Annotated in this window: 26 protein-coding genes; 1 reads left to right on the top strand and 25 read right to left on the bottom strand. The window is 61.5% G+C overall.

Annotated elements, in window-relative coordinates:
- Nucleotides 1-16 precede the first annotated feature (16 nt).
- A complete protein-coding gene (locus tag AC1RRP_RS06520) occupies nucleotides 17-1,831 on the bottom strand; it encodes an ABCB family ABC transporter ATP-binding protein/permease (protein ID WP_493034890.1) in 1,815 nt (604 codons plus the stop codon).
- Between the two features lie 40 nt (nucleotides 1,832-1,871).
- Here AC1RRP_RS06520 and AC1RRP_RS06515 point away from each other — a divergent pair, with 40 nt between their 5' ends.
- Complete coding sequence (locus AC1RRP_RS06515) at nucleotides 1,872-2,291, top strand: acyl-CoA thioesterase (protein WP_493034383.1); 420 nt, start codon at nucleotides 1,872-1,874, stop codon at nucleotides 2,289-2,291.
- Nucleotides 2,292-2,301: 10 nt separating this feature from the next.
- Here the strand turns inward: AC1RRP_RS06515 and AC1RRP_RS06510 are convergent, their stop codons facing one another.
- From AC1RRP_RS06510 to AC1RRP_RS06395, 24 genes are all read right to left on the bottom strand, one after another.
- A complete protein-coding gene (locus tag AC1RRP_RS06510) occupies nucleotides 2,302-2,787 on the bottom strand; it encodes a thioesterase family protein (protein ID WP_493034381.1) in 486 nt (161 codons plus the stop codon).
- A gap of 9 nt (nucleotides 2,788-2,796) precedes the next feature.
- The gene (locus tag AC1RRP_RS06505; RefSeq protein ID WP_493034379.1) at nucleotides 2,797-3,561 is read right to left on the bottom strand and encodes an enoyl-CoA hydratase; all 765 of its coding nucleotides are present in this window, start codon (nucleotides 3,559-3,561) and stop codon (nucleotides 2,797-2,799) included.
- A 5-nt stretch (nucleotides 3,562-3,566) separates the two neighbouring features.
- Nucleotides 3,567-4,391 carry an acyl-CoA thioesterase gene (locus AC1RRP_RS06500; RefSeq protein ID WP_493034377.1) on the bottom strand — a complete coding sequence of 275 codons (825 nt, stop codon included), beginning with the start codon at nucleotides 4,389-4,391 and terminating at the stop codon, nucleotides 3,567-3,569.
- Complete coding sequence (locus tag AC1RRP_RS06495; protein WP_493034375.1) at nucleotides 4,388-5,314, bottom strand: alpha/beta hydrolase family protein; 927 nt, start codon at nucleotides 5,312-5,314, stop codon at nucleotides 4,388-4,390. The genes AC1RRP_RS06500 and AC1RRP_RS06495 overlap by 4 nt, the downstream gene beginning before the upstream one ends.
- Before the next feature lie 153 nt (nucleotides 5,315-5,467).
- Entirely contained in the window at nucleotides 5,468-6,667 is a 1,200-nt protein-coding gene (locus tag AC1RRP_RS06490) for an acetyl-CoA C-acyltransferase (protein ID WP_493034888.1), read from the bottom strand.
- Nucleotides 6,668-6,686: 19 nt separating this feature from the next.
- Complete coding sequence (locus AC1RRP_RS06485) at nucleotides 6,687-7,106, bottom strand: endonuclease domain-containing protein (protein WP_493034373.1); 420 nt, start codon at nucleotides 7,104-7,106, stop codon at nucleotides 6,687-6,689.
- Between the two features lie 14 nt (nucleotides 7,107-7,120).
- Nucleotides 7,121-9,541, bottom strand: a complete 2,421-nt coding sequence (locus AC1RRP_RS06480) for a 3-hydroxyacyl-CoA dehydrogenase/enoyl-CoA hydratase family protein (protein WP_493034371.1) — start codon at nucleotides 9,539-9,541, stop codon at nucleotides 7,121-7,123.
- A gap of 21 nt (nucleotides 9,542-9,562) precedes the next feature.
- Entirely contained in the window at nucleotides 9,563-9,994 is a 432-nt protein-coding gene (locus AC1RRP_RS06475; protein ID WP_493034886.1) for a DUF2147 domain-containing protein, read from the bottom strand.
- A gap of 16 nt (nucleotides 9,995-10,010) precedes the next feature.
- Nucleotides 10,011-11,807 carry an acyl-CoA dehydrogenase C-terminal domain-containing protein gene (locus AC1RRP_RS06470; protein ID WP_493034369.1) on the bottom strand — a complete coding sequence of 599 codons (1,797 nt, stop codon included), beginning with the start codon at nucleotides 11,805-11,807 and terminating at the stop codon, nucleotides 10,011-10,013.
- 4 nt (nucleotides 11,808-11,811) lie between these two features.
- Nucleotides 11,812-12,567: a TetR/AcrR family transcriptional regulator gene (locus AC1RRP_RS06465; RefSeq protein WP_493034368.1), complete on the bottom strand. Its 756-nt coding sequence runs from the start codon at nucleotides 12,565-12,567 to the stop codon at nucleotides 11,812-11,814.
- 112 nt (nucleotides 12,568-12,679) lie between these two features.
- Complete coding sequence (locus AC1RRP_RS06460) at nucleotides 12,680-13,528, bottom strand: fumarylacetoacetate hydrolase family protein (RefSeq protein ID WP_493034367.1); 849 nt, start codon at nucleotides 13,526-13,528, stop codon at nucleotides 12,680-12,682.
- A gap of 56 nt (nucleotides 13,529-13,584) precedes the next feature.
- Nucleotides 13,585-14,235, bottom strand: a complete 651-nt coding sequence (gene slmA, locus AC1RRP_RS06455) for a nucleoid occlusion factor SlmA (RefSeq protein WP_493034365.1) — start codon at nucleotides 14,233-14,235, stop codon at nucleotides 13,585-13,587.
- 369 nt (nucleotides 14,236-14,604) lie between these two features.
- The gene (gene argB / locus AC1RRP_RS06450) at nucleotides 14,605-15,495 is read right to left on the bottom strand and encodes an acetylglutamate kinase (RefSeq protein WP_493034364.1); all 891 of its coding nucleotides are present in this window, start codon (nucleotides 15,493-15,495) and stop codon (nucleotides 14,605-14,607) included.
- A 105-nt stretch (nucleotides 15,496-15,600) separates the two neighbouring features.
- The gene (locus AC1RRP_RS06445) at nucleotides 15,601-17,133 is read right to left on the bottom strand and encodes a hypothetical protein (protein WP_493034362.1); all 1,533 of its coding nucleotides are present in this window, start codon (nucleotides 17,131-17,133) and stop codon (nucleotides 15,601-15,603) included.
- A gap of 55 nt (nucleotides 17,134-17,188) precedes the next feature.
- On the bottom strand, nucleotides 17,189-18,334 hold the full coding sequence (rffA, locus tag AC1RRP_RS06440; protein ID WP_493034360.1) for a dTDP-4-amino-4,6-dideoxygalactose transaminase: 1,146 nt from the start codon (nucleotides 18,332-18,334) through the stop codon (nucleotides 17,189-17,191).
- Nucleotides 18,335-18,387: 53 nt separating this feature from the next.
- Nucleotides 18,388-19,257 (bottom strand): class I SAM-dependent methyltransferase, encoded by an 870-nt coding sequence (locus AC1RRP_RS06435; RefSeq protein WP_493034358.1) that lies wholly within the window; start codon nucleotides 19,255-19,257, stop codon nucleotides 18,388-18,390.
- Nucleotides 19,254-19,673: a GtrA family protein gene (locus AC1RRP_RS06430; protein WP_493034356.1), complete on the bottom strand. Its 420-nt coding sequence runs from the start codon at nucleotides 19,671-19,673 to the stop codon at nucleotides 19,254-19,256. Before AC1RRP_RS06430 ends, AC1RRP_RS06435 begins: the two co-directional genes overlap by 4 nt.
- A 7-nt stretch (nucleotides 19,674-19,680) precedes the next feature.
- Nucleotides 19,681-20,604 (bottom strand): glycoside hydrolase family protein, encoded by a 924-nt coding sequence (locus AC1RRP_RS06425; RefSeq protein WP_493034354.1) that lies wholly within the window; start codon nucleotides 20,602-20,604, stop codon nucleotides 19,681-19,683.
- Nucleotides 20,601-21,266: an acetyltransferase gene (locus AC1RRP_RS06420; protein ID WP_493034352.1), complete on the bottom strand. Its 666-nt coding sequence runs from the start codon at nucleotides 21,264-21,266 to the stop codon at nucleotides 20,601-20,603. The genes AC1RRP_RS06425 and AC1RRP_RS06420 overlap by 4 nt, the downstream gene beginning before the upstream one ends.
- Complete coding sequence (locus AC1RRP_RS06415) at nucleotides 21,263-21,886, bottom strand: class I SAM-dependent methyltransferase (RefSeq protein ID WP_493034350.1); 624 nt, start codon at nucleotides 21,884-21,886, stop codon at nucleotides 21,263-21,265. Before AC1RRP_RS06415 ends, AC1RRP_RS06420 begins: the two co-directional genes overlap by 4 nt.
- 103 nt (nucleotides 21,887-21,989) lie before the next feature.
- Entirely contained in the window at nucleotides 21,990-22,961 is a 972-nt protein-coding gene (locus AC1RRP_RS06410) for a class I SAM-dependent methyltransferase (protein WP_493034349.1), read from the bottom strand.
- Nucleotides 22,962-22,965: 4 nt separating this feature from the next.
- On the bottom strand, nucleotides 22,966-23,796 hold the full coding sequence (locus tag AC1RRP_RS06405; protein WP_493034347.1) for a phytanoyl-CoA dioxygenase family protein: 831 nt from the start codon (nucleotides 23,794-23,796) through the stop codon (nucleotides 22,966-22,968).
- On the bottom strand, nucleotides 23,771-24,736 hold the full coding sequence (locus AC1RRP_RS06400; RefSeq protein WP_493034345.1) for a glycosyltransferase family 2 protein: 966 nt from the start codon (nucleotides 24,734-24,736) through the stop codon (nucleotides 23,771-23,773). Before AC1RRP_RS06400 ends, AC1RRP_RS06405 begins: the two co-directional genes overlap by 26 nt.
- Nucleotides 24,733-25,428, bottom strand: coding sequence for a WbqC family protein (locus AC1RRP_RS06395; protein ID WP_493034343.1), 696 nt, complete (start codon nucleotides 25,426-25,428; stop codon nucleotides 24,733-24,735). Before AC1RRP_RS06395 ends, AC1RRP_RS06400 begins: the two co-directional genes overlap by 4 nt.
- Between the last annotated feature and the right edge of the window lie 74 nt (nucleotides 25,429-25,502).

Raw genomic sequence — 25,502 nt, 5'->3', positions numbered from 1 at the left:
CGTCCCCTGCCGGCGCTCACTCCGCGCTCTGTTGCAAGGCCCACATACGGGCATAGCTGCCGTTGCGCGCCAACAGCGCGCTGTGCGAGCCGCGCTCGACGATGCGGCCGGCTTCCATGACCAGGATCTCGTGCGCATCGACCACGGTGGACAGGCGGTGCGCGATGACCAGCGTGGTCTTGCCCTGGGCCACGCCCCGGAGTTCGGCCTGGATGGCGCGCTCGTTGGCCGAGTCCAGCGCGGAGGTGGCCTCGTCGAAGATCAGCACGGGCGGGTTCTTGAGCAGCGTACGCGCAATCGCCACGCGCTGTTTCTCGCCGCCCGAGAGCTTGAGGCCGCGCTCGCCCACCATGGTGTCGTAGCCTTTGGGTGTGGCGCTGATGAAGGCGTGGATGTGGGCCGCACGCGCCGCCTCCTCCACCTCGGCGCGGCTGGCGCCGGGACGGCCATAGGCGATGTTGTATTCGACGGTGTCGTTGAACAGCACAGTGTCCTGCGGCACGATGCCGATGGCCTGCCGCAGGCTGGACTGCGTGACCTGGCGGATGTCCTGCCCGGCAATCGTGATGCGGCCGTCGCTCACGTCGTAGAAGCGGTAGAGCAGGCGCGCCAGGGTGGACTTGCCCGCCCCGGAAGGGCCGACCACGGCCACTGTCTTGCCGGCCGGGATCTCGAAGCTCACCTCATGCAGGATGGCGCGCGCCGGCTCGTAGGAGAAGCTCACCTGCTCGAAACGCACCGCGGCCTGCGCCACCTGCAGGGGGCGGGCGTCCGGCGCGTCGGCCACTTCACGCTCACGCTCCAGCAGGGTGAACATCTTGTCGATGTCGGTCAGGCTCTGCTTGATCTCGCGGTAGAGCACGCCCAGGAAACCCAGCGGGATGTAGAGCTGGATCATCAGCGCGTTGATCATGACCAGGTCGCCCAGCGTCATGCGGCCGTCGATCACGCCCTGGGTGGCGCGCCACAGCATGGCCACCAGGCCGGTGGCGATGATGAGCTGCTGGCCGGTGTTGAGCAGGCTCAGGCTGGTCTGGCTCTTGACGGCAGCGCGGCGGTAGTGCTCCAGGTTCTCGTCGTAACGGCGCGCCTCGAACTCCTCGTTGTTGAAGTACTTGACCGTTTCGTAGTTGAGCAGCGAGTCGACGGCGCGGCTGTGCGCAGTGGAATCAAGCTCGTTCATGCGGCGGCGAAAACGCGTGCGCCACTCGGTCACCGTCACCGTGAAGGCGATGTAGCTCACCAGGGCCGCCAGCGTGATCCAGACAAAACCGAAGTCGAACTTCACCGCCAGCAGCGTGAGCACCAGCGCGAACTCGATCAGCGTAGGCACGATGCTGTAGAGCGAATAGGAGATGAGCGAGTGCACGGCGCGCGTGCCGCGCTCGATGTCTCGGGTCATGCCGCCGGTCTGGCGCTCCAGGTGGAAACGCAGGCTCAGCGCGTGCAGGTGGCGGAACACCTGCAGCGAGATGGTGCGTGCGGCGCCCTCGGTGGCCTTGGCAAAGACCAGTTCACGCAATTCGGTGAACAGCGAGGTCATGAAACGCAGGGCGCCGTAGGCCAGCAGCAGCGCCGCCGGCACGAGCCACAACACAGCCGGGTCGCTGGGGCGCAGGCCCACGCCGTCAACGAGCTCCTTGAGCAGCAGGGGCACGCCCACATTGGAGACCTTGGCGCCCACCATGAAGCTCAGCGCCGCGATGACACGCCACTTGTAGGCCCAGAGGTAGGGGAACAGGCGCTGCAGCGTGGCCCAGTCGGAGCGGGGCATGCCGACGGAGGGCTGGGCAGGAACTTGGGGGGCGGTGGTTTCACCGTAGCGGCGCATGGAGGACAATCCGGTGACAGGTTTTCCGAGATTGTCACCCATGAGCGAATTTCCCAGCACCGCCCCCCTCCAGCCCCCGTCCGACGAGGAGCTGGTGCTCAAGGTCATCCCCATGCCGGCCGACAGCAATGCCAATGGCGACATCTTCGGCGGCTGGGTCATGGCCCAGGTCGACCTGGCCGGCTCGGTGATTCCGGCGCGTTATGCGGGCGGGCGTATCGCCACCGTGGCGGTGAACGAGTTCATCTTCAAGCAGCCGGTGCGCGTGGGCGACATCCTGTCCTTCTATTCCAAGCTCACCCGCATCGGCAAGACCTCGATCACGGTCAAGGTGGAGGTGTATGCCGAGCGTTTCCAGGCCCAGGGGCAGTTCGTCAAGGTGACGGAAGCCAACCTGACCTATGTGGCCATCGACGAGCAGGGCAAGCCGCGCCCCGTCCCGCGCCGGCCGGCCCCTTGAGCCCCCGCGGTCAGGAAACGATGTAGGCGGCAGCGCCGGCCGAGAGCAGCTTGCCCTCGGCATCCAGGAACTCCATGCGCGTGGAGGCCACACGCGAGCCCAGGCGCAGTACTTCGGCGCGCAACTCGAAGGCCTCGCCCAGGCCCGGACGCAGGTAGTCCACCCGCAGATCGATGGTGCCCAGCTTGGCGAAACGCTGCAGGCGTTGCAGCGGCGCCTCGTCCATATGGCGCGCGCCGATGGCGGCCATGATGGCCAGGCCGCCCATCGCGTCCAGCCCCGCGCTGATCACGCCACCATGGATGCGCTGGTGCCCGAAGTGGCCGATGAGTTCGGGTTTCATGGCGATCCGGGCGCACACGCCCTCGGGCGCGATCTGCGTGATCTGCAGGCCCAGGACCTGGTTGAAGGCAATCTGCCGCTCGAAGATGTCCTTGAGCGCGGCAATGAACTCGGGTTCGAAACCGCTGGCGGGAAAAGGGACGGGGTGTTTCATGTCACCGGTTCAGAGCTGGCTGAAATCCGGTTTCCTTTTCTCCATGAAGGCACCGAAGGCCTCGCGCGCCGCCGGCTCGCGCAGCATGCGGCCGAAGCTGGCGCCCTCCTCGCCCATCTGCGCCATGATCTGGGCCGCCTGGCCCTTTTTCATGAGGCGCTTGGTCTCGACCAGCGAAGACAGGGGCTTGGCCGCCAGCTTGCGCGCCTGCGCCTGCGCGTAGCCATTGGCCTCGGTGGGCGGCAGCACGCGGTTGACCAGGCCGGCTTCCAGCGCCGCCTCGGCCATGAAGGGTTCACCCAGCAGCAGGGCCTCGGCGGCACGGTGGTAACCGAACATCTGCGGCACCGTGATGCTGGAGGCGAACTCCGGGCACAGACCCAGGTTCACGAAGGGCATGGAGAAGGCCGCGTTGTCGCCGGCATAGACCAGATCGCAATGGAACAGCAGGGTGGTGCCGATGCCCACCGCCGGGCCGCTGACAGCGGCAATCACCGGCTTGGGGAAGGAGGCCAGGGCGCGCATGAAGCGCCAGACCGGCGCATCCCCGTCCGAAGGCGGCGTGTTGAGAAAATCGCCGATGTCGTTGCCGGCCGAAAACACGGTCTCGTGGCCCTGGAACACCAGCACGCGCACGGCCGCATCGCCGGCGGCCTGCGTCACGGCATCGGCCAGGGTGGCGTACATGGCCGCGGTGATGGAGTTCTTGCGCTCCAGGCGGTTGAAGCTGAGGGTGCAGACACCGGCTTCGGTGTGGACGAGGATGTCGGACATGGTGGTCATTCCTTGAAATAGACGATCTGGTGCGAGGTGCACAGCAGGATACCGGCCTCGTTCCAGAGCTGGGCCGATTGATCGAAAAAGCCGTTGCGGAATTCCTGGCCGCGCGCCTGCCCCAGCAGGTAGCCGCTACCGGTGGCCCGCAGTTCCTTCTCGCCCGCGTGGAAATAGGTGGTGATGGAAACGGTGCCGGCCGGCACACGCGTGGCGCGGCGCAGCCAGACCCGTGGGTAGAAGATGTCGGACAAGGCCAGCAGCGAACAGAAATCCAGCGGGCGCGGCGGCTGGTCGCGCATCCACAGTTGGGAGATGCTGTGGTCGTGCTGGCGGCCGTCCCAGGCCTGCGGAATCAGGCCGCTGACCGGGCGCAGCTCGTAGTGGTCCAGCCAGGCCATGGCTTGGTCATAGCGCATGGCCTGCGCTTCGGCGGGCCCGGGCACGACCGGCATGGGCAGGTCCGACAGGCTCCAGGTTTCGCGCCGCACGGCCGTGATGACGGTGGCTGTGGTTGCGACGACGGGCTGGCCCTGGGCGTCGCTCTGCACGATGGCCGCCGTCCAGTGCTGGGTGGAGCGGTTGGTGCGCACCGGCAGCAGTTGCACTTCGAAAGGGCCTTGCGCCAGCGCGCCGGCGTAGTTGACCGTGATGGACAGCGGCGCGCCCAGCAAGTCCGGGTGGCTGAGGACGGCCTTGAGCACCGTCGCGGCCGTGCAGCCGCCGAAGGGGCCGACCATGTTCCAGTAGGCCTCGCTGGTACGTCCGGCGTAACGGCCGGGGGCGACCGTGTCCAGCGCGAGGGCAGCGTCGAAGGCGTGCGGTTTCATGGCTGCATAGTGTGCACTGTTGGCGCCACCGATTGCGTCCCCGGCGGGACGGCGCCAGCGGCCATGGACTGCAGGGCGAGCAGGCTGCGCGGCCACAGGGTGGAGCACATGGCCTCGCGGAAGAAACCGAAATGGCCGATGCGGCGTGAGGGCACGTCCACCGGATGGATGGTCAGGACCTGGCGCGGAGCCGCGCTGTAGAGATTGACCAGGCTGTGCGTGCCACGCAGCGTCATCAACTCATCGTCACCGAAAGACCAGGCCAGCAACGGGAAACGCACACGGCCGTATCGCTGCGCCACCTCCTGCCCTTCCGCACCGGCGCTGTAGCGCGGATGCATGCACCAGCGCCGCCATTGGTGGATCACGCCAGCGGGCAGGTTGCCCACCATGCCCAGCCGACGGCCCGGAAAGTAGCCGCAGACCCGCGTGGCCAGCGGCACCATGACGTGCCAGAAGAAAAGCACCCGGCGGCGCAGCTGGGGCGCGTTCTCGCGCCAGTAGCCGCTGCCGGCGGCGATGCTGAACAGGCCGTCGACCTGGTCCGGGTGACGGAACAGGCCGGGCAATTGCGCGCCCAGGCTGTGGCCCAGCAGGTAGAGCGGCCGCGCCGGCAGCTCGCGCCTGGCCGTCAGCACCACCGTCTCGTAGTCGTGCGCCCAGTCGAACAGGTCGGCCTTGAAACCGCGCAGGGAACGCCGGGGCAAGTGGACCAGGGAGTCACCATGACCACGGTAGTCGAAAGTCCAGACACGGTAGCCTTGCTGCGCGAGCCACTGGGCATAGGGCGCGTAATAACCCTGGGGTACACCCATGGCGCCGCCGATGACCACGGTGGCGTGTGCCGCCATGGACGGCTCGTAGACGCGCAGCGTGATCACGCCGCCGTCTTCAAATGTGAGATCCCGACGCTCTGCTTCCATTTTGTACTCCTCTCCTGCTCGCCCGATCTAGATGCCAGGGCGTAGCGAGCGGGCGTCAGGCGAGGCGGACGGAGCGCAGCAACCGGAACGTACCTTGGGGTACGTGAGGATTGCGAGCACCGCCCAACGACGCATCACGCCCGCGCAGTAGCCCTAGACGCGTTCGAAGATGCCGGCCGCGCCCTGGCCCGTACCCACGCACATGGTCACCATGCCGTACTTCAGCTTGTGGCGATGCAGGGCATGGACGACCGTGGCAGCGCGGATGGCGCCGGTGGCGCCCAGCGGATGGCCCAGGGCGATGGCACCACCCATGGGGTTGACCTTGGACGGGTCCAGGCCCAGGCTGTTGATCACGGCCAGCGACTGGGCCGCGAAGGCTTCGTTGAGCTCGATCCAGCCGATGTCCTCGTGCTTGAGGCCGGCGTAACGCAGCGCGGCGGGAATCGCCTCGATGGGGCCGATGCCCATGATCTCGGGCGGCACGCCGCGCGCCGCAAAGCTCACGAAACGCGCCAGCGGCTTGAGGCCGAACTGCTTGACGGCCTTCTCGCTCGCCAGAATCAGCGCGCCAGCGCCGTCGCTGGTCTGCGAGCTGTTGCCGGCGGTCACGCTGCCGCGGGCCGCGAAGACCGGCTTGAGCTTGCCCAGGGCCTCCAATGTGGTGTCGGCACGCGCGCCTTCGTCCAGGTTCACGGTACGGGTCTTGGTGGCGACTTCACCGGTGGCCAGATTGGGCGTGCGCTCGACCACGTCGATGGGCGTGATCTCGGCTGCGAACTCGCCGGCTTTCTGCGCCCTGATCGCACGCTGGTGCGACTCCAGCGCAAAAGCGTCCTGCATCTCGCGTGTGACCTTCCACTGCTGGGCCACCTTCTCGGCCGTCAGGCCCATGCCGTAGGCGATGCCGACGTTTTCGTCGCGCGCAAAGACCTCGGGGTTGAAGGAAGGCTTGTTGCCGCCCATGGGCACCAGGCTCATGGACTCGGCGCCGCCAGCGATCAGCACGTCGGCCTCGCCCACACGGATGCGGTCGGCGGCCATCTGGATCGCGGTCACACCCGAAGCGCAGAAGCGGTTGACGGTCACGCCGCCGATGGGGTGCTTGAAGGCCAGGCCCACGGCGATACGCGCCATGTTCATGCCCTGCTCACCCTCGGGGAAAGAGCAGCCGATGATGGCGTCTTCGATGGCCTTGGGGTCCAGCGTGGGCACCTGCTGCATCGCGCTCTTGATGGCGGCGATCAGCAGGTCGTCCGGGCGGGTGTTGCGGAAAAAGCCGCGGCCCGAGCGACCGATGGGCGTGCGCGTGGCGGCAACGATGTAGGCGTCTTGAACTTGTTTCACAGGAATACTCCTTTTCAGTGTTTCTTCACTCCCTCTCCCGCAAGCGGGAGAGGGTTGGGGTGAGGGTCAGGGCGGCTATTTGCCTGATCTGCTCCATCACCGCATCCGTTTCTTTAAGCACGTCGCTGTCCCAGAACCTCAAAGTCTGAAACCCCATGCTTGCCATTTCTTCTTTTCGTCTGGTGTCGTAGTCGATCACAAATGATTCGGTGTGTTGCCCACCATCCAGTTCAATTACCAAACCAATCTCGATGCAGGCGAAGTCAGCAAAATATCGGCCGAGTGGGTGCTGCCGCCTGAACTTCAAACCCAGCAACTGGCGATTGCGCAACCTTGACCACAGCAGAGTTTCGGCATCCGTTTGGCCTTTACGCAAAGCCCGCGCCCTCACCCTAACCCTCTCCCGCCCGCGGGAGAGGGAAACCAGATCATCGTTGCGACTCATTTGTGAGCAGCCTGTCAGTTACGAACCGGCTTGCCCGTCGAAAGCATGCCCATGATCCGCTCTTGCGTCTTGGGATGGACGATGAGCGAGCAGAAAGCCTGGCGCTCCAGGGCCATCAGGTATTCCTCGCTCACCAGCGAGCCGGCGTCGACATCACCGCCACAGACCACGTTGGCGATCAGGGTGGCGATGTGGAAATCGTGTGCGCTGATGAAACCACCGTCGCGCATATTGACCAGCTGGGCCTTAATGGTGGCCAGGCCGTTGCGGCCCGCCACCGGGAACAGGCGGCGGTGCGGGGCGCGCCAGCCGCCCTGGTACATGGCACGGGCCTCGTTGAGCGCCGTGTAGAGCAGTTCGTCCTTGTTGGGCACGACCAGGTCGCTGTCCAGCAGGTAGCCCAGCTTGCGGGATTCCAGCGCGCTGGTGCCCACCTTGGCCATGGCCGCGGCGGTGAAACCCTCGGTCAGGAAGGGCAGGATGTCCTTGCCCGTGGAGGTGGCCATGTTCTCGGCCGCGCGGCGCGCGATATAGGTCAGGCCGCCGGCCCCGGGCACCAGGCCCACGCCCACCTCGACCAGGCCGATATAACTTTCCATCGCGACCACACGGCGCTGCGAGTAGACCGCCAGCTCGCAGCCGCCGCCCAGGGCCATGCCGCGCACGGCGGCGACCACAGGCACGCCCGCATAACGCAGGCGCAGCATCATGGCCTGCATCTCCTGCTCGGCACCCTCGATGGCACTGACGCCAGCGATCATGAAGGCCGGCAGGGTGGCCTGCAGATCGGCACCCACGCTGAAGGGCTCGTCGCCGGACCAGATCACCAGACCCTGGTAATCGGCTTCGGCAAGCTCGACCGCGCGCATCAGGCCTTCGACCACGCCGGGGCCAATCGCGTGCATCTTGCTCTTGATGCTGGCGATCAGCACGCTGCCTGTGACGGCTTCGCGGTTTTCGTCCAGCGTCCAGATGCGGATGGCCTCGTCCTCGTGCAGGGTCTTGCCTGCGGTCTTGTAGTCGGCCGAGCCGTCGCCCAGCAGGCTCTCCCGGAAGTACTGGATGCCGTAGACCGGCAGCTGGCGACGGGGCTGGAACTTGCCGGTGCTCGGGTTGAAAGAGCCCTCGGGTGTATGCACGCCACCGGCCTTGGCCACCGGGCCTTCGAACACCCACTTGGGTAGCGGCGCCTTGGACAGCGCCTTGCCGGCATCGATGTCTTCCTGGATCATTTGGGCCACTTCGAGCCAGCCGGCTTCCTGCCAGAGTTCGAAGGGGCCTTGTTTCATGCCAAAGCCCCAGCGCATGGCCAGGTCCACGTCGGCCGCAGTGTCGGCGATGGTGGCCAGGTGCACGGCGGCGTAATGAAAGCTGTTGCGCAGGATGGCCCAGAGGAAACGGCCTTGCGCGCCCTCGGCGTTGCGCAAGAGTTTCAGGCGTTCACCGGCCGGCTTCCTGAGCATGCGCTCGTAGACCGCATCGGCCTTTTCACCACCGGGCACGTATTCCTTGCCCTCGAGGTCGAAACGCAGGATGTCGCGGCCGACCTTCTTGTAGAAACCGGCCTTGCTCTTCTGGCCCAGGTGACCCATCTCGATCAAGGTCTTGAGCACGGGCGGGGTGCCGAAGCTGGCGTAAAAGGGGTCGCTCTTCTCGTCCAGGTTGTCCTGCAGCGTCTTGACCACATGGGCCATGGTGTCCAGGCCCACCACGTCGGCGGTACGGAAGGTGCCGGAACTGGCACGGCCGAGTTTCTTGCCCGTGAGGTCGTCGACCACGTCATAGCTCAGGCCGAAGTTCTCGACCTCTTTCATCGTGGCCAGCATGCCGGCGATGCCGACGCGGTTGGCGATGAAGTTGGGCGTGTCCTTGGCGCGCACCACACCCTTGCCCAGGCCGCTGGTGACGAAGGTTTCGAGCTGGTCCAGGATGATGGGCTGGGTGGTGGGCGTGGCGATCAGCTCCACCAGGTACATGTAACGCGGCGGATTGAAGAAGTGGATGCCGCAGAAACGCGGCTTGATGGCCTCGGGCAGCGCCTCGCTCAGCTTGGTGATGGACAGGCCCGAGGTGTTGGACGCGACGATGGCGTGCTTGGCGACAAAGGGGGCGATCTTCTTGTAGAGATCGAGCTTCCAGTCCATGCGCTCGGCGATGGCCTCGATGATGAGGTCGCAGTCCCTGAGCAGGTCCAGGTTCTCTTCGTAGTTGGCGGCCTGGATCAACGCAGCGTCATCGGCCACGCCCAGGGGCGAAGGTTTGAGCTTCTTGAGGTTGTCGATGGCCTTGGTGACGATGCCGTTCTTCGGGCCTTCCTTGGCCGGCAGGTCGAACAGCACGACCGGCACCTTGACGTTGACCAGATGGGCGGCGATCTGCGCGCCCATCACGCCGGCACCTAGCACGGCGACTTTTCTGACTTGGAATCGAGACATGGTTGTCTTCCTGGTTGATTTTTACTGGACGCGGGTCCAGACCTGGGTCCGGTAGAAGGGGCCGACATACCCCCGGATCTGCAATTTGCTGCCGCCTTCGAGCGGGGTCATGCGCAGCGTGTAGTTCTTGCCGTTCTCGGGGTCGAGGATCCTGCCCTGCTCCCACACGTCGGCGTCCTCGGCCTTTTTCGCGCCGCGGATGATCTCCAGCCCGACCTTGGGTTTGCCCTTGCGGTCATCGGCGCAGAGATCGCAATTGGGCTGGTCCGAGGTCACGAGCGCGCGCTCGACGACACCGCTGAGCACACCATCGGCACCCGCACGGATGCGGATCTCGGCCTTGGCTGTCCCGGTCTTGTCGTCGATGCTGCGCCACAGACCCACGGGCGTGGACTGGCCCACGGCGGGCCATGCCGCCAGGGCCAGAACACACACCAGCAGGGCTTTGCGCATCATGGGCTGCACCACCTCAGGCCAGGGCCAGGTCGGTGTCCATCAGGACCTTGGAGCCGGCACGGGCGGTGCGCATCAGCGATGCGGTCTCGGGGAAGAGCTTGGCGAAGTAGAAGCGCGCGGTCTGCAGCTTGGCCTGGTAGAAGGGGTCGGTGTTGCCGGCGGCGATTTCCTTCAGCGCAACCGAGGCCATGCGGGCGAAGAAATAACCGAAGACCAGGTGGCCGGCCACGCGCAGGTAGTCCACGGCGGCGGCGCCCACTTCATCGGGGTTCTGGAAACCCTTGAAGCCGACTTCGGTGGTGAACTTGGTCATCTGGTCGCCCAGGTAGGCCAGGGGGTTGATGAACTCGGCCATCTTCTCGTTGACGCCCTCTTCTTCCACCAGCTTGCCGACCAGCTTGCCGAATTTCTTGAGCGTGGCGCCGTTGTTGCCCAGGATCTTGCGGCCCAGCAGGTCCAGCGACTGCACGGTGTTCGTGCCTTCGTAGATCATGTTGATGCGGGCGTCGCGCACGAACTGCTCCATGCCCCATTCCTTGATGTAGCCGTGGCCGCCGAAGACCTGCTGGCACATCACGGTGGCTTCGAAGCCGTTGTCGGTCAGGAAGGCCTTGATGATGGGCGTCAGCAGGGCCAGCATCTCGTCGCTGTCCTTGCGCACCTTCTCGTCGGGGTGGTAGAGGTGCTGGTCCAGCAGCAGGGCGCAGTAGCAGGCCAGCGCGCGGCCGCCTTCGGCATAGGCCTTGGCGGTCAGCAGCATCTTGCGCACGTCGGGGTGCACGATGATGGGATCGGCGTCCTTGTCCTTGGCCTTGGTACCCGACAGGCTGCGCATCTGGATGCGGTCCTTGGCATAGGCCAGGGCATTCTGGTAGGCCACTTCGGTCAGTCCCAGGGACTGGTTGCCCACGCCCAGGCGGGCGGCGTTCATCATCACGAACATGGCCTGCAGGCCCTTGTTGGGCTGGCCCACCAGGGTGCCGACCGCGTTCTCCAGGATCATCTGGCAGGTGGAGTTGGCATGGATGCCCATCTTGTGCTCCAGGCCACCGCAGTAGATGCCGTTGCGCGTGCCGAGCGTACCGTCGGGCTTCACGTTGTACTTGGGCACGGCGAACAGGCTGATGCCCTTGCTGCCCTTGGGCGCGTCGGGCAGGCGGGCCAGCACCAGGTGCACGATGTTCTCGGCCAGGTCGTGTTCACCGGCGCTGATGAAGATCTTGGCGCCGTTGAGCTTGTAGGTCCCGTCGGCCTGGGGCTCGGCCTTGCTGCGCAGCATGCCGAGGTCGGTGCCGCAATGCGGCTCGGTCAGGCACATGGTGCCGGTCCACTCGCCGCTGACCAGCTTGGGCAGGTAGAGCTTCTTCTGCTCGTCGGTGCCGTGGGCGTGCAGGGCCTCGTAGGCACCGTGCGAGAGACCGGGGTACATGGTCCAGGCCTGGTTGGCCGAGTTCATCATTTCGTAGATGCACTGGTTGAGCACAAAGGGCAGGCCCTGGCCGCCGTAGTCCGGGTCGCAGCTCAGTGCCGCCCAGCCGCCTTCCACGTACTGGGCATAGGCCTCCTTGAAACCCTTGGGCGCCGTGACCTCGTGCGTGGTCTTGTCGAGCTTGCAACCTTCTTCGTCGCCGCTGATGTTGAGCGGGAAGATCACATTGGCGGCAAACTTGCCGCCTTCTTCGAGCACCGCATTGATGGTGTCGGCATCGGTGTCGGCGTGGCGCGGGATCTGCTTGAGCTGTTCGGTGACGTTGAGCACTTCGTGCATCACGAACTGCATGTCGCGCAGGGGCGGGTTGTAGCTGGGCATGGCTTTACTCCTGTTTGGATGGGGTGACTGATTTGGTGGTGGATTTGCGGATCGGCTTGACGATGGCAGCCTTGGGTGTCACGGTCTTGACGGCCTTGCCCTCGGCGCCGTAGCGGGCCAGGATCTGCTCGAACGCCTTGTTGGCGCGGGCTATCGATCCGGGGGTCTTGAGAAAACGGGCCTCGTAGTGCACGGCCAGGATCAGGCCGTGGATTTCGAAGCCGATCTGGCTGGCATCGGCGTCGGGCGCGAGATGCCCTTCTTCCTTGGCCTGCACCACGGCGCGGTGCACGGCGGCCAGCCAGGTCTTGACCGAACTGGCCAGGGCGTCGCGCACCGGGCCGGGCCGGTCGTCGAAGTCGACGGCGCCGCTGATGAAGATGCAGCCGGACTGGATTTCCACCGTGACCCGTTTCATCCAGTTGGAAAACAGGGCCTGCAGGCGCGGCAGGCCGCGCGGCTCGTGCAGCGCGGGGTAGAAGATTTCCTGCTCGAAACGACCGAAATACTCGCGGATGACGGAGATCTGCAGCTCCTCGCGGGAGCCGAAATGGGCGAAGACACCCGACTTGCTCATGCCGGTCACTTCGGCCAGCACGCCGATGCTCAGGCCCTCCAGGCCGATCTGCGTGGCCAGGCCCAGGGCGGCATCGACGATGGCCAGCTTGGTCTGCTGGCCCTTGTGCAAGGCACGGCCATCACGCGACTTCTCGGGGGAGACGCTGCGCGCTGCTTTGCTGGCCGGGGTGGCGAGGGACATGGTGTTGGCTTAAAAACGAACGGTCGTGCTATTTTGCACTAAAAAACCCGTCCGTCAATCCGCCACCGCCTGGCTCCCGCAAAAAAGCCGGCTGACGCCGGCTTTTGGGAGATCAGCGCCTGAAAGGCACCACGCGCTGGGTCTGCGTCCCCAGGCCTTCGATCCCCAGGGTCATGACGTCGCCCGCCTTCAGGAAACGCTGGGGTTTCATGCCCAGCCCCACACCCGGCGGGGTGCCAGTGATGATGACGTCGCCCGGCATCAGGGTCATGTATTCGCTCAGGTGGCTGACGATCTTGGCCACGCTGAAGATCATGGTGCGGGTATTGCCGGTCTGCATGCGCTGGCCATTGACGTCCAGCCACATGGCCAGCCGCTGCGGGTTCTCGATCTCGTCCTTGGTGACCAGCCAGGGGCCCAGCGGGCCGAAAGTGTCGCAGCCCTTGCCCTTGTCCCACTGGCCGCCGCGCTCGAGCTGGAACTCGCGCTCGCTGACGTCGTTGGACAGGCAGTAGCCGGCCACGTGATCGAGTGCCGCCTTTTGCGTGACATGGCGGGCCTGTTTGCCGATCACCACGCCCAGCTCCACCTCCCAGTCACCCTTGACCGAGCCACGCGGCAGCATAACGTCATCATCCGGCCCCTGGATGCAGCTGATGGCCTTGGTGAAGACGATGGGCTCCTTGGGGATGGCCATGCCGGCTTCCTTGGCATGGTCGCTGTAGTTCAGGCCGATGGCGATGAACTTGCCGATGCCGTTCACCGGGCAGCCCATGCGCGGCTTGCCGCGCACCAGGGGCAGCTTGTCGGTCTTGAGCTTGAGCAACTTGGCCAGCACGGCATCCGTCAGCTGGGCCGGGCCGATGTCCGGCACCACGGCGCTGAGGTCACGCAGCTTGCCAGCCGCATCGATGAGGCCAGGCTTTTCCTTGCCCGAATTGCCGTAACGCACGAGTTTCATGAAGTCTCCTGTTTTTGATGGGAGGCCCGATCAGCGGGCCGTGCGGCACAGTCCGCTCAGCGCAGCATCTGGCCCAGGCTGGCGTCCAGGTGCTCGGTGGGCATGCGCCGGAAACCCGAACGCGCGAAGCGTTGCAGGCGCCCGACCACAAAGGCCGTAAGTACCGAGGACTGCACCTGGGCGTCGGCCGTGGGCGTCATGGAGCCGCCCGATTGCGCACCGTCGCGCAGGCACTGCTTGAGGGTGGCTTCGATCTTGTCGAAAAACTGGTTCATGCGCTGCTGCAGGCGCTCGTTCTCGAACACCAGGGCGTCGCCCACCATGACGCGCACCATGCCGGGGTTCTTCTCGGCGAACTGCAGCAGCATGGTGACGACCTTGCCGGCGTGGCGGGAACCCGCGGCGGGGTCGGTGGCGGCGGCCTCGCGCTCGGCGATTTGCCCCACCAGGGTGAACACGGCCTGCTCGATGAACTCGATGAGCCCTTCGAACATCTGGGCCTTGCTGGCGAAATGGCGGTACAGGGCCGCTTCGCTCACCTCCAGCTTGGCGGCCAGGGCGGCGGTGGTGATGCGCTCGGCGCCCGGCTGTTCCAGCATGCTGGCCAGGGCCTGCAGGATCTGGACCCGGCGCTCGCCCGGCTTGGGACGCTTGCGGACCGGGGCTTCGGCAACGGCTGCGGGGGTGGTGTTTTCGGCGTCAGACATGGTGTTCGGAAATCCCTTTTTGAAGGACCCTCTGCATAACTCCCGCCATGCGCGTTCGAGTCCAAAACGGGATGATTTGGCCGCCAACATCGCGCGTCGTGTGCCCGCAGGCACACGCAAGCGGTTTGGTGGACAAAGGGCCCGTTTTGGTTCGAACCCTTCGGGGCGTGATTTTGCGGGCGATCCGCGTCGTTGCAAAACCAGGCAAGCCGTCCAGGCTTGCCTTGGGTTTTGCGCCTTGCGGCTCATCCCGCAAAAGTCACGCCGCGCACGGCGCGAGTTTTGCAGAGGGTCCTTGGATTCTCGCACAGGCCCGGCTAGGGGTTTTTCCTCAGTGGTCGCCCACTCTCTTTGGGCTGTGCGCCGCGCTCAGTGGGAGCGGATCATGGTCCCGTAGGCCTGGTCGGTCAGGATTTCCAGCAGCATGGCGTGCGGTACACGGCCGTCGATGATGTGCACGGCGTTCACGCCGCTCTTGGCGGCGTCCAGCGCACCGGCGATCTTGGGCAGCATGCCGCCCGAAATGGTGCCGTCGGCCACCAGTTCGTCGATGCGCTTCATGGTCAGCTCGGTCAGCAATTGGCCCTGCTTGTCCAGTACCCCGGGGATGTTGGTCAGCATCAGCAGCTTTTCGGCCTGCAGCACGGTGGCCAGCTTGGCGGCCACCACATCGGCGTTGATGTTGTAGCTCTCGTTGTGCTCGCCAAAGCCGATGGGGCTGACGACCGGGATGAAGGCGTCGTCCTGCAGGGCCTTGACCACGCTGGGGTCGATGGACTCGATGTCGCCCACCAGGCCCACGTCATGCACCTTGGAAGGGTCGGTGGTGTCCACCAGCCTGAGCTTTTTGGCGCGGATCAGGCCACCATCGCGCCCCGTCAGGCCCACGGCCTTGCCGCCGGCCTGGTTGATCAGGCCCACGATGTCCTGCTGCACCTCGCCGGCCAGCACCCACTCGACCACTTCCATGGTCTCGGCATCGGTCACGCGCATGCCCTGGATGAACTCGCCCTTCTTGCCCAGGCGCTTGAGGGCGGTCTCGATCTGCGGCCCGCCGCCGTGCACCACCACCGGGTTGATGCCCACCAGCTTGAGCAGCACCACGTCCTCGGCAAAGGCGGCCTGCAGGGCCGGGTCGGTCATGGCATTGCCGCCGTACTTGATCACCATGGTCTTGCCATGGAACTTGCGGATGTAGGGCAGCGCCTGGGCCAGGATGTCGGCCTTGGCATGGGGGGCGATGGCGGGGGTGTCGGTCATGCTGGTTTAGTCGGGATTCAATGGGATGGCCACTCGTGAACTGAAGTCGCATTCCTCTGGGAGTCTATCGATACGCCCCAAAGCAACGCTATCGCGTGACGAGCCTCATTTTTTTTCAACAATCGAAATATTAATCATCTGCTTGTACCGGTCGCCGTAATGCGCAGCCAACGGAGCCAGTTGGGCGGGGCTTGCAGCCAAAACGATCAGCTCGCGGTCGGGCGGCATACCCAACAGATCCACGCTCTTGCTGCCCCAACCGGAAAAGTCATACGTTCCCTTGTCAATCAGGCAGATCGGATGGGCGTCAATGCTACCGGAAACCACATAAGCGCCGCGATGCCGTGCACAAAACTCGCGCCTCGCATTGACCTGCTCCGTCAGGGCCGACTTGGGATCGAAGAACTCGACCAAAGTCGAATCACTTGCGGCCTTCATGGCCTCTGCCCCCGTCGAGCGCTGGAGCCGCTCCAGGAAATAGGTCGAGTCCCGTTCAACGGACAAGGCATTCGCCGCCTTGTAGCTCAAGTAAAACAGCGCACAGGCAACGGTCAGCAACGCGATGGAAAAACCTCGGGCAGAAACGACGCCGGCCTTCACCGAGAAAAGCGCCAGCCCCAGTATCAGGATCCATTCGATGGAATGGATGTATCCGCGCGGGCTCAGATCCCAGGCGAAAAGAAATACATAAAAAGACAGCAGGGGGAGGGCCAGAAGCGCATTGACCAGGCGAACCGGGAAATCGGCCTTCCCCATGCGCATGGCATACAGCCACATCGCCCCCACGCCACCCAGGACCAGCAGGCTAATGCGCCAATAACCCGTCCATGTATTGATGACGAAGCGCACCCCCCAGTCCATGGGGGCAGGCATCACGGAATGGCGGTTCAGGACTTCAAGAATATGCCCCCAATCCACAAAAATGTAGTTGACGACCACGGCCGCCAGAAGGCTCAGGGCCATCGCCACCAGCAGCGCCCACACGCCTCGCAAGCGCGGCAACTCATTGTTGTAGTGCATCTGAACCGCGACAGCGACCCACAGGAAGACCACCGGCAGCGAGAACCGGAACGACAACGAAGCCGCCACAACGAGGGCGACACAAATCGCCAGGAAAGCTGCATAACGCAAGACACTGGTGATTTTCCAGTTCAGGAACAACCAGAAAAAGCCGAGCAACAGCAAGGTGTTGCCCAAGCCTTCCGGTCTCAACTCATAGCCCCTGAAACTGGCCAGCAGGACCACGAACGAAATCGACAGGGCGACAAAGAGCATCCGGGGATATTTCCCCTTCAGCGCCCCCAATGCATTGCGGAGGATTCCATAGACCAGACCACCCTGGATGCAAAAGAGGGCGAAATTTAAAACCCGCAAGGCGTAGACCCCCTGCAGATCACCCTTGAAAACACCCCAGGAAAACTGAAGCAGATGGTGGTACAGGGGGGGGATGTATTCAAGCGCTGGCTGGCCCAAATAGGCCATCCATGCATTCTGGAGAAAATGAATTTCATCGGCACGAATGGAGCCGACAAAGACACCCAGGCTCTGGTACGCAAGCCACAAGGCATAAAAGGCGCAGGCCACTACATAGCCCAGTGCCGACCCGAACACCCATCGCTTCTTGTCCACCACGTCCATATCGTCTGCTCGCCTCAATTTAAAAATCAAACAAGGTATGCCCAGCGGCAAGCAGTCACCAGTTTTCAGCCATTCCTGCAATCAACCCGACGACACGCTCTTGCTGTGCCGGCGTCAACCCAAGCCACAGGGGCAGGCGAATCAGTCGCTCCGACTGGCGGTCCGTCATCTGCATGCTGCCATGCACACGGCCATAGCGCTGACCGCCCGGCGATGAATGCAGCGGCACGTAATGGAACACGGCGTTGACGCCATTGTTCTTGAGCGTTTCCAGGACCTGCTGGCGGTTGATCCCGTCGCGCAAAAGGATGTAATACATGTGCGCGTTGTGCTGGCACTCCTTGGGCACCACCGGTCGGCGCAACACGCCGCTGGCCTCAAGCGGGGCCAGCACCTCGTGATAGCGGTCCCATGCTTCGAGTCGCATCCTGGTGATGTTTTGCGCCTCCTGCAGTTGCGCCCACAGAAAGGCCGCAATCAGTTCCCCGGGCAAAAAGGACGAGCCCACCTCCTGCCAGGTGTATTTATCCACCTCGCCACGGAAAAAGCGGCTGCGATCCGTCCCCTTCTCCCGAATGATCTCGGCGCGCAAGGTCAGTGCAGGGTCGTTGACCAGGAGGGCCCCACCTTCGCCAGAAATCACATTCTTGGTCTCGTGAAAACTGTAGGCGCCCAGATCGCCGATGCTGCCTAGCGCGCGGCCTTTGTAAGTGGACATCACGCCCTGGGCCGCATCTTCCACCACCTTGAGCCCGCGCCTGCGCGCGATGTCCATGATTGTGTCCATCTCACAGGCCACACCGGCATAGTGCACCGGAACTATTGCCTTGGTACGTGGCGTGATGGCGCCCTCAATCAGGCACTCATCGATATTGAGCGTGTCTTCCCGAATATCCACGAACACCGGCACCCCACCACGCAAGACAAACGCATTGGCCGTTGAGACAAAGGTGTACGAAGGCATGATGACTTCGTCGCCCGGCTGTATATCTGCCAGCAAGGCCCCCATCTCCAACGCAGCCGTACATGAATGCGTCAGCAGCGCCGTAGGGACTCCAGCGTGCTGCTCAAGCCACTTGTGGCAGCGCTTGGTGAAAGGCCCGTCCCCCGAGAGCATGGCGCCCGCCTCGGCCTGCTTGATGTAGTCAAGCTCCTTGCCCGTCATGTACGGACGATTGAAAGGAATCCTCTCGTGCTGCATTCACACTCTCCAAATATTGACAGGCCGATGTGACCAGCCCGGGCCGATGACCGTCAGGCTTTTTGAGCCACCAGCAGGCGCGAGCCGCCGACCGGGAAATTCACCCCCAGCCTGATCATGCCGCGCTCCAGGGCCAGGGCCTGATAAAACGCCGCATTCATCCAGGCCGGAAGCTTGAACTCATCGGTCGGATCAAACTCCGCCTGTTTCTTTTTCGAACTCAAGCGCGAGATCAGCATGAGGGGCAACAACAATGACACAAAGGAACTGCTGCGCTGCAGCCTGAACCCGGCCGTGCGCACCTTTTCATGGAGCTCTGCCTTCGAATAGCGCCTCTCGTGCCGAGCGTAGTCATCCGAAGGACTCCAGAGCCAGGCATGCTGCGGCACAGTAAGCAACAAGTGCCCCCCCGGCTTCAGGGCCTTGTAGGCCTGCGCCAGCACCGCTTCATCTTCCTTGATGTGCTCCACCACATCGAAGGCCCCCACCACGTCAAACTCCTCGCTGAATGGAATGCGGCGCGCATCCATCTGCATGAAAGCTGCGGATGGCACGCGTTCCGCCGCGAACCCCAGTCCTGCGGTGAAGAGCTCACTGGCGCTCAAGACCGCATCGGGGAACCGACGCGCCACCCCGGACAGCACATAGCCCGTGCCGCAACCGATTTCCAGGTACGAGCGAAAGCCTCCGCAATATCTTGCCAGCGCCCACAGAATCAGCTCGTTCCTGGCCTTGAACCAGAAGTTGGCCCCTTCAAGCCCGGCCAATACAGGGAAGTAAGCCGCGTCAAAACCTCCGCCTTCGTGTGCTAGCTCCGGTGCATAAGCGACAAAGCCATCGGCTGTCGCCGCACTTCGGCCGCACGTCGGACAGACTGACTTCTCGCTCGGATACCGCGCATTACATGTAAGGCAGTGCTTCATGAATTATCTGTCCTATTTTTTTGATCCGTGTTTACAAACACAAAGTACTTGAAAGCAAGGAAAAGAAACACGGCGACGACACAAATGCCGAGCGCTTGGGCCAATTGGTGGGGATAGCCGAGCACATCAACCATGATCACCTGGATCGACAGATTGATGAAATAACCAAGGCCGTGTGCAATCACATACCGCCCGCCGACCCCCAATAGCGCTCCTTGCTGCCTAAATGTGTAGCGTCGGTTCCCCAAGAAACTAACCGTCGCGCCAACACCATACAGCAGCGTCATCGCGAGCTTGGGACTCATCCCAAAGTAAGTAAGGAGCAGATACACAACGTATCCCGCAGCATTACTGAGCACACCAACGGCTGCGTAACGCAACAGTTGAGAGGCAGTCCCATGTGGCTCCGACGACATGCTAGTGTCAACCATCCACCAGCGCCGCCAGCCCAAAGCCTGTTTTACCGTAACCATTTCCGTTGTACAGCATGTAGCGCCGGCCAGCGTGGTCGAAAACATATGGGTATTCGATCATCTCCGAATCCCATCCTGTGCTGGACACGTCGATGCCGACCTCATCCAACGCAAGTCGCCAGACACGCCCGTCGGGGCTTGTGGCATAGCCAATTCGATACTTTGTTCCTATTGCCCCCCGATAGGAGAACCACATCTCATAATTACCACTTGCGTCACACGCAACAGTCGGACGAGAAAATGCCTGGGCGCGCCCCAACTCGTAGGGGACGGCCAGCCCTTCGCGCCGCCATTCCAACCCATCTTCTGAAGTCGCATAGTTGATAGCATGGAGCATTTCCCCATTGCCTGCGTCCCATGTTCTGGTCGAGCCATACCACATGATGTAGCCCCCCGCCCGTTTTTTGCAGACCCACGGGTATGAAAGACTAATCGGATCCGTAGAGTCGGATGCCATGAATGGGACTTCATTGTCAAGCCGGAGCGTTAGATCCGCGCTCACCACCAGCCGCCCGACATCGCCGCGGAAATGTGCACCGGGAGGCGTCTGCCAGCCCATGAAGAGCATGTACCGCACTCCCTCGACCGAATAACAACTCCCAATGCTCACGCCATCAGCATAAAAGCTTCCCGCGGGACCGTACTCGAATATCGGATCCATGTGCTCACGTAGCACGCGCCTTTTGACAATATCAACATCTACCGCTCCGACGGATGATTTGTTAGAAGCATCACGTCCGCAGTAGAAAATTCGATATACATCGCCATGCATATGCAGCGGCAACGGATTCGCCGCATGTGTCAACAGCTTACTGTGTCTTCCCATTTCTGCCGGGCAGTACAAACGCCCAAGCTTTTCCCACTGCCGACTCATATTCCGCGCAACCTCGAACTTGGCACTTTCGCTCGAGAGGTGGCCTCGCCCATGTACACCCCTTCAGACTCGGCATCGGCTAGCATCAATGCGCCCGCTCCGATGACGCAACGCTCACCGAGCTTGATGTGGTCGCGGAGGGTCGCATTCACACCAATAAAACATTGCTCACCAATCTCTACCCCGCCCGAAACGACAACGTGAGATGCGAGAAAGCAATGGTCTTTGATCTTGGAGTGATGGCCTATGTGATTCCCACTCCAAAGCGTTACGTTGTTGCCGATGGTGACAAACGGTTGGATCGTGTTGTCTTCCAAAATGAAGCAGTTCTCGCCTATGCGCCCTTGGTTCAGAACTGTTGCCTTTTCGCTCACGTAACTCGCCAGCCGGTAGCCATAACCCTTAGCTGCCAGATACTTCTCCTTACGCACCAAGTTGAGCCGGGAGTAGCTAAGCGCCACGAAGAGATCATGCTTGTCTGGCGGATATAGCTGCGGAATCTCCTCAAAAGCCACTACCGGCATTCCGCAGAACGTCGTGTCCTTCAAGTAGGCAGCGTCGACCGCAAAGGCTGCGACTTCATGCTCAGACCCGCGGCTGAAATAAAAATGTGCGAGCTCAGCTATATCACCCGCACCAAAGATCACAAGCGATCTATTCATGCCTGCTTCCTGACCAGAATCGTAAACTCATAAAGACCGTAATCATGTAGGAGCGCCACGTTGCGTGAATAGTGCCGCTTGCAGTAATCGAATACCGCGCACGGATCTGCGTAGTACAGGTAGTCCCGCATCTTGTCCTTATCTGAATACGCAGTCAGGCAGTTAAACGCGAACCCCTTCATGCTGGTTCGATCGAGTACGTCCAGCGTCGTCTGGAAATAAGCCTGCCAATCGGAATCGGATCGCCCCAGCCGGACATTAAATATCCCGCTGGCAACCCCAAAATCCGCCATTTGGTCGGGAACTGCCGCGCACACGAATCGAGCGTTATCAGCGGTCTCGTATCGACGCTTTGCTGCAGCCACCATGTCGCCAGACACATCAAGGCCCGTATAGCGTACGTCTTTGTATCTCTGAAGCAAATACTCAAAATAGGCGCCATAGCCACACCCCAGATCATTGACCGAGAAGGACTCGGAGCCCGCGAGGATCTTCGACAGTTGATCAAAACGCAGCGCCTGGCTCTCCTCGCCGTTCCAATCCACCCCTCGTGGTGTTTCGCCATGCTCTGCGAGCTTCGCCGAGTAATAGCTGGCAACCTCGGTCAATATGTCGGTCATCGTCCCCTGCCTCTCTACTTCCGGCCGCCAATCGATTGCAACTGGACGAACCAAGCATCGACTATCGGCGATGCAAATCTCAGCCCCAAAAGCATTCCAACAACTAGAGTCTGGAACGCAAAATATCTTCCAGTAGCTCGTGCGCCGACATATTCAACTCCTTCGCCTTGGCATATACCTTAGCCTTCGTTTCAACGGAGACCCCTTCCAACTGCCCAAAGTACCTTGTTCGCGCAGTGCCACCTCTTACGCCTTTATGCGGGATGTCGATATTCATGTGAGGAAAGCCCTCCCCAGACGTAAAGCCAATGACGTAAAAGCAATTCCCAAGTATGTAGGTAAGCTGAACATCGAGAGCACCCTGCGGAAGCAGGGCCATGGGCGGCTCCGCGGCCCAAAGTTTGTTATTGCATACAGCCACATCGAAATATTGCGTGCCTCTCAAATGCGCAGCCACACCCTCGTCGCCAAAGACAACCTTGCCCCCCTTTTTACAAACGCGATCAAGTTCGGCTATGGCTTTTTTGGTGTCACCAAACAAATTGATACCGCCAAAATGGAACACGGCATCGAAGTATCCTGAGGCGTACGGAAGACAGTTCGCATTCGAAATCGTAAACAGCGTGTTCGGTTGCGTATTATTTTTGGCCGACTCCAAAACCATTGCCCTGCTGATATCCTGGGCGTGGACCTCACCACCCAATCCAATGGCTTTGCTCACAATGGGAATATCCTCACCCAAACCGCAGCCGGTTATCAAGACTTTCATGCCCGCAGACAACTTCAGATGAGAAAGTATCTCGACACGAAACTCTTGCTCTTGCACATTAAATGTCTGAAACAGCCAGTCGAGAAAGTTTCTGTATATCTCAACCGAATTAGCCGAGTTATACATCTGAAGATTTGATTTATCGTACTCGCTGGTTACATAGGGCGCAATAAAATCAACCACATTCGACTTCGCCGCAGCAAATTTGAAAATGTTGTTTTGCTTGTCTTTCAAGCCCTCTGGACACAAATCCAGCGACAACAATGCATCGGGTGTTGCCAACGCCTCGTAAAGGTGTGCATTCATACAATCAGCCATTTTTCTTTTTCCCCCTTGAAATCAAATAATCCCCGACAGACTCAGGCGTTTGGTAATTGAATCCCAACATCTCCCGCTCTTCGTTGGTTAGCCCGTCAGCGCTGATGCTCTTGGTCAAATCAATCTGTTGTTTGAAATAGGGAATCATGTACGCATGATTAATCGCACGTCGCTCCAATGCGGTCTTGTTGCGCCCACCACTGTGAAACACCATGCAATCCATGATGATGAACTGTCCTGCCTTCGCCTCCACTTGTACCGCGTTTTTCTGTAGAAATTTTTGTGACGGAAACGCAACTGACTTATGGGACGCCGGCAACACGAAAGTAGAACCGTTCTCGATCGTGAAGTCGTCCACACAAAACAAGGCATTTACCGCCAGCGGACTGCTGGAAACATAGTGCTGATAAGGCAAATCCCTGTGCCAAGAACCCTGGTTGTAGGTCTCTCCCGGCGGATTGATGACGCCGTTTTGCTGGTTCAGAACGAATTTTCCAACAATCAACATTTCCAGTACGGCAAGAAGATTCGGATTGGTTGCCAGCCGCAGGAAGGTAGGGCCGCCGTGCGTCAACAACGCGCGTACCGTATGGAACTCCTTGAGGCCCTTCAGTCGCTCCTCGCCCCACTCTTGCAAATAGGCACCACGGACTCGATCAAACTCGCTCGAGATCTCTTGGACCTGTATTGACGTATAGCCCGAGTCGAGAATAGCGTAACCAAGTCGCCGAACCTGCTCGGCCACTTCGTCCAGTTCCGAATCAAATCGGTCCTGACGAAGAACACCGTATGTCCCATCAGGAATGTCGCCGAATCCACTCATCTGCATTTCTCCATACTGAAGTTTTCCCATACACCTGCCGCACAATGACATACGGACGACTCTTAACCTCTACGAATATTTTGGATATGTATATCCCCTGCACGCCGACAAAAAATATGATCAACCCGGAGAAAAGCCAGATTGATGCAATGATTGATGTATACCCATCCGGCGGAGTCGAGACGAAAAAGTATAGAAAGGCAAGATAGGCAATAAAGAGCGCTGCGGAGGCAGAGATCAGTAAGCCAACATAGAAAGCGAACACCAGCGGCAGACTGCTGAAAGAGGTTACCGCATTGACGAGGTGGCTGAATTTTTTTGACAGCGTATAGGTCGTAGGACTGGTCGCGTACTTACGGACTGTTTGACGCGATTGCTTGAAGCCGGTAATTACCCAGAGCCCCCCAATATTGAGTTCTCTTTCCCGGTGTGACAGTAGCGCATTCACATAACGCCGGGTCATCAATCGTGCCGTGACAATATTGTCCGGCTGGTCAATGCCCGTCAGGAAACGGAAGATTTTGTAGAAGAGGTTGCCTGAGACTTTCTCGCCAACACCGCCCTTGCGTCTGGCCTGAACGCCATAGACGACATCGCTAGCCTCCTGCCGCATCTGCTCCTCGAATGGGAGCAGCCACTCCGGCTCCTCCTCCAGGTCGCTGTCGATCAGGAAAACATGATCCCCCTCTGAGGCCGCCAGGCCGGTCATCATGGCCTTGTGGTGTCCGAAGTTGCGCGACAAATCAACCAAGACCACATGACTGTCGGCTTCTGTCAACTGCACCGCCAGTTCCAGGCTGTTATCCGGCGATCCGTCATTGACCAGCACGATCTCGTAATCATCCCCGGCAAACTGCCTGGCCACCGCTGTGGCTCGCTGGTGGAACTCGGCGATATAGGGCGCGGATTGATACAGCGTTGCGACAATCGAGAGTTTCATGCCTGCACATACCTCATATAACGGCGCGACTCTTTCCCGCAGTTGAACAGCAGATCAAGGATGCTCACCCCGTGGCTGAATTCGCCCCACAGCTGCGGATACTCGGGATAGCCGGCGTAGTCAAACCATGTCAGTTGAATGCCCGCGTCCTGAAACACCTTGGGGTCGATGTAATCCCGGGCGGCGGGGCCTGAAATATATTCCGTCCCGCCGGCCTGGGCGCACAGGCCGGCCAGACGCTCGGTCTTGCCTTCCTGAAGAGTGTAATCCCAGGAGTTCGTGATCCGGGTCCCGATCCCAAGATAGGAGCAAATGGCTTCCAGGAAGGTACGGTTGAGGGGCGACAGATGGGTATAGGGCGCGCCGGCGTAAAGCGGCTCCAGCCAGTCTGCGATCTCGGCGAAATGTGGCGCACGCCGATAGTTCTGGACCAGGGCCTTCCAGTGGTCTGCAGCCCAGGCCACGCCGTCCACTTCCGTCTCGCGGATGGTCTGGTTGTATTTACCCTTGACCAGAACGGGAATCGTCAGCCATTGCACGCCTTGCGGCGTCTTGATCTGGTTGCGGTTGCGCCAGTCACGACGCGTGTATTGCATGTCGTCGAAAAGGATGAACTCATCGACCGCTGCAATCATGTCGAAGTAGCCCTTCCACGGGATGTAGTTGGACTGGAGGATGGCGACTTTTTTCATCAGCCCGCCTCCCTGGCGCCAGCCGGGTCCGCGGCCGCAGGCCCGGTCGGCCCACGCAGGCACGGCGCCGCCCG

The sequence above is a fragment of the Hylemonella sp. GW821-FHT12C09 genome (genome assembly GCF_058807395.1).
This window is presented reverse-complemented; position numbering and strand designations above follow the sequence as displayed.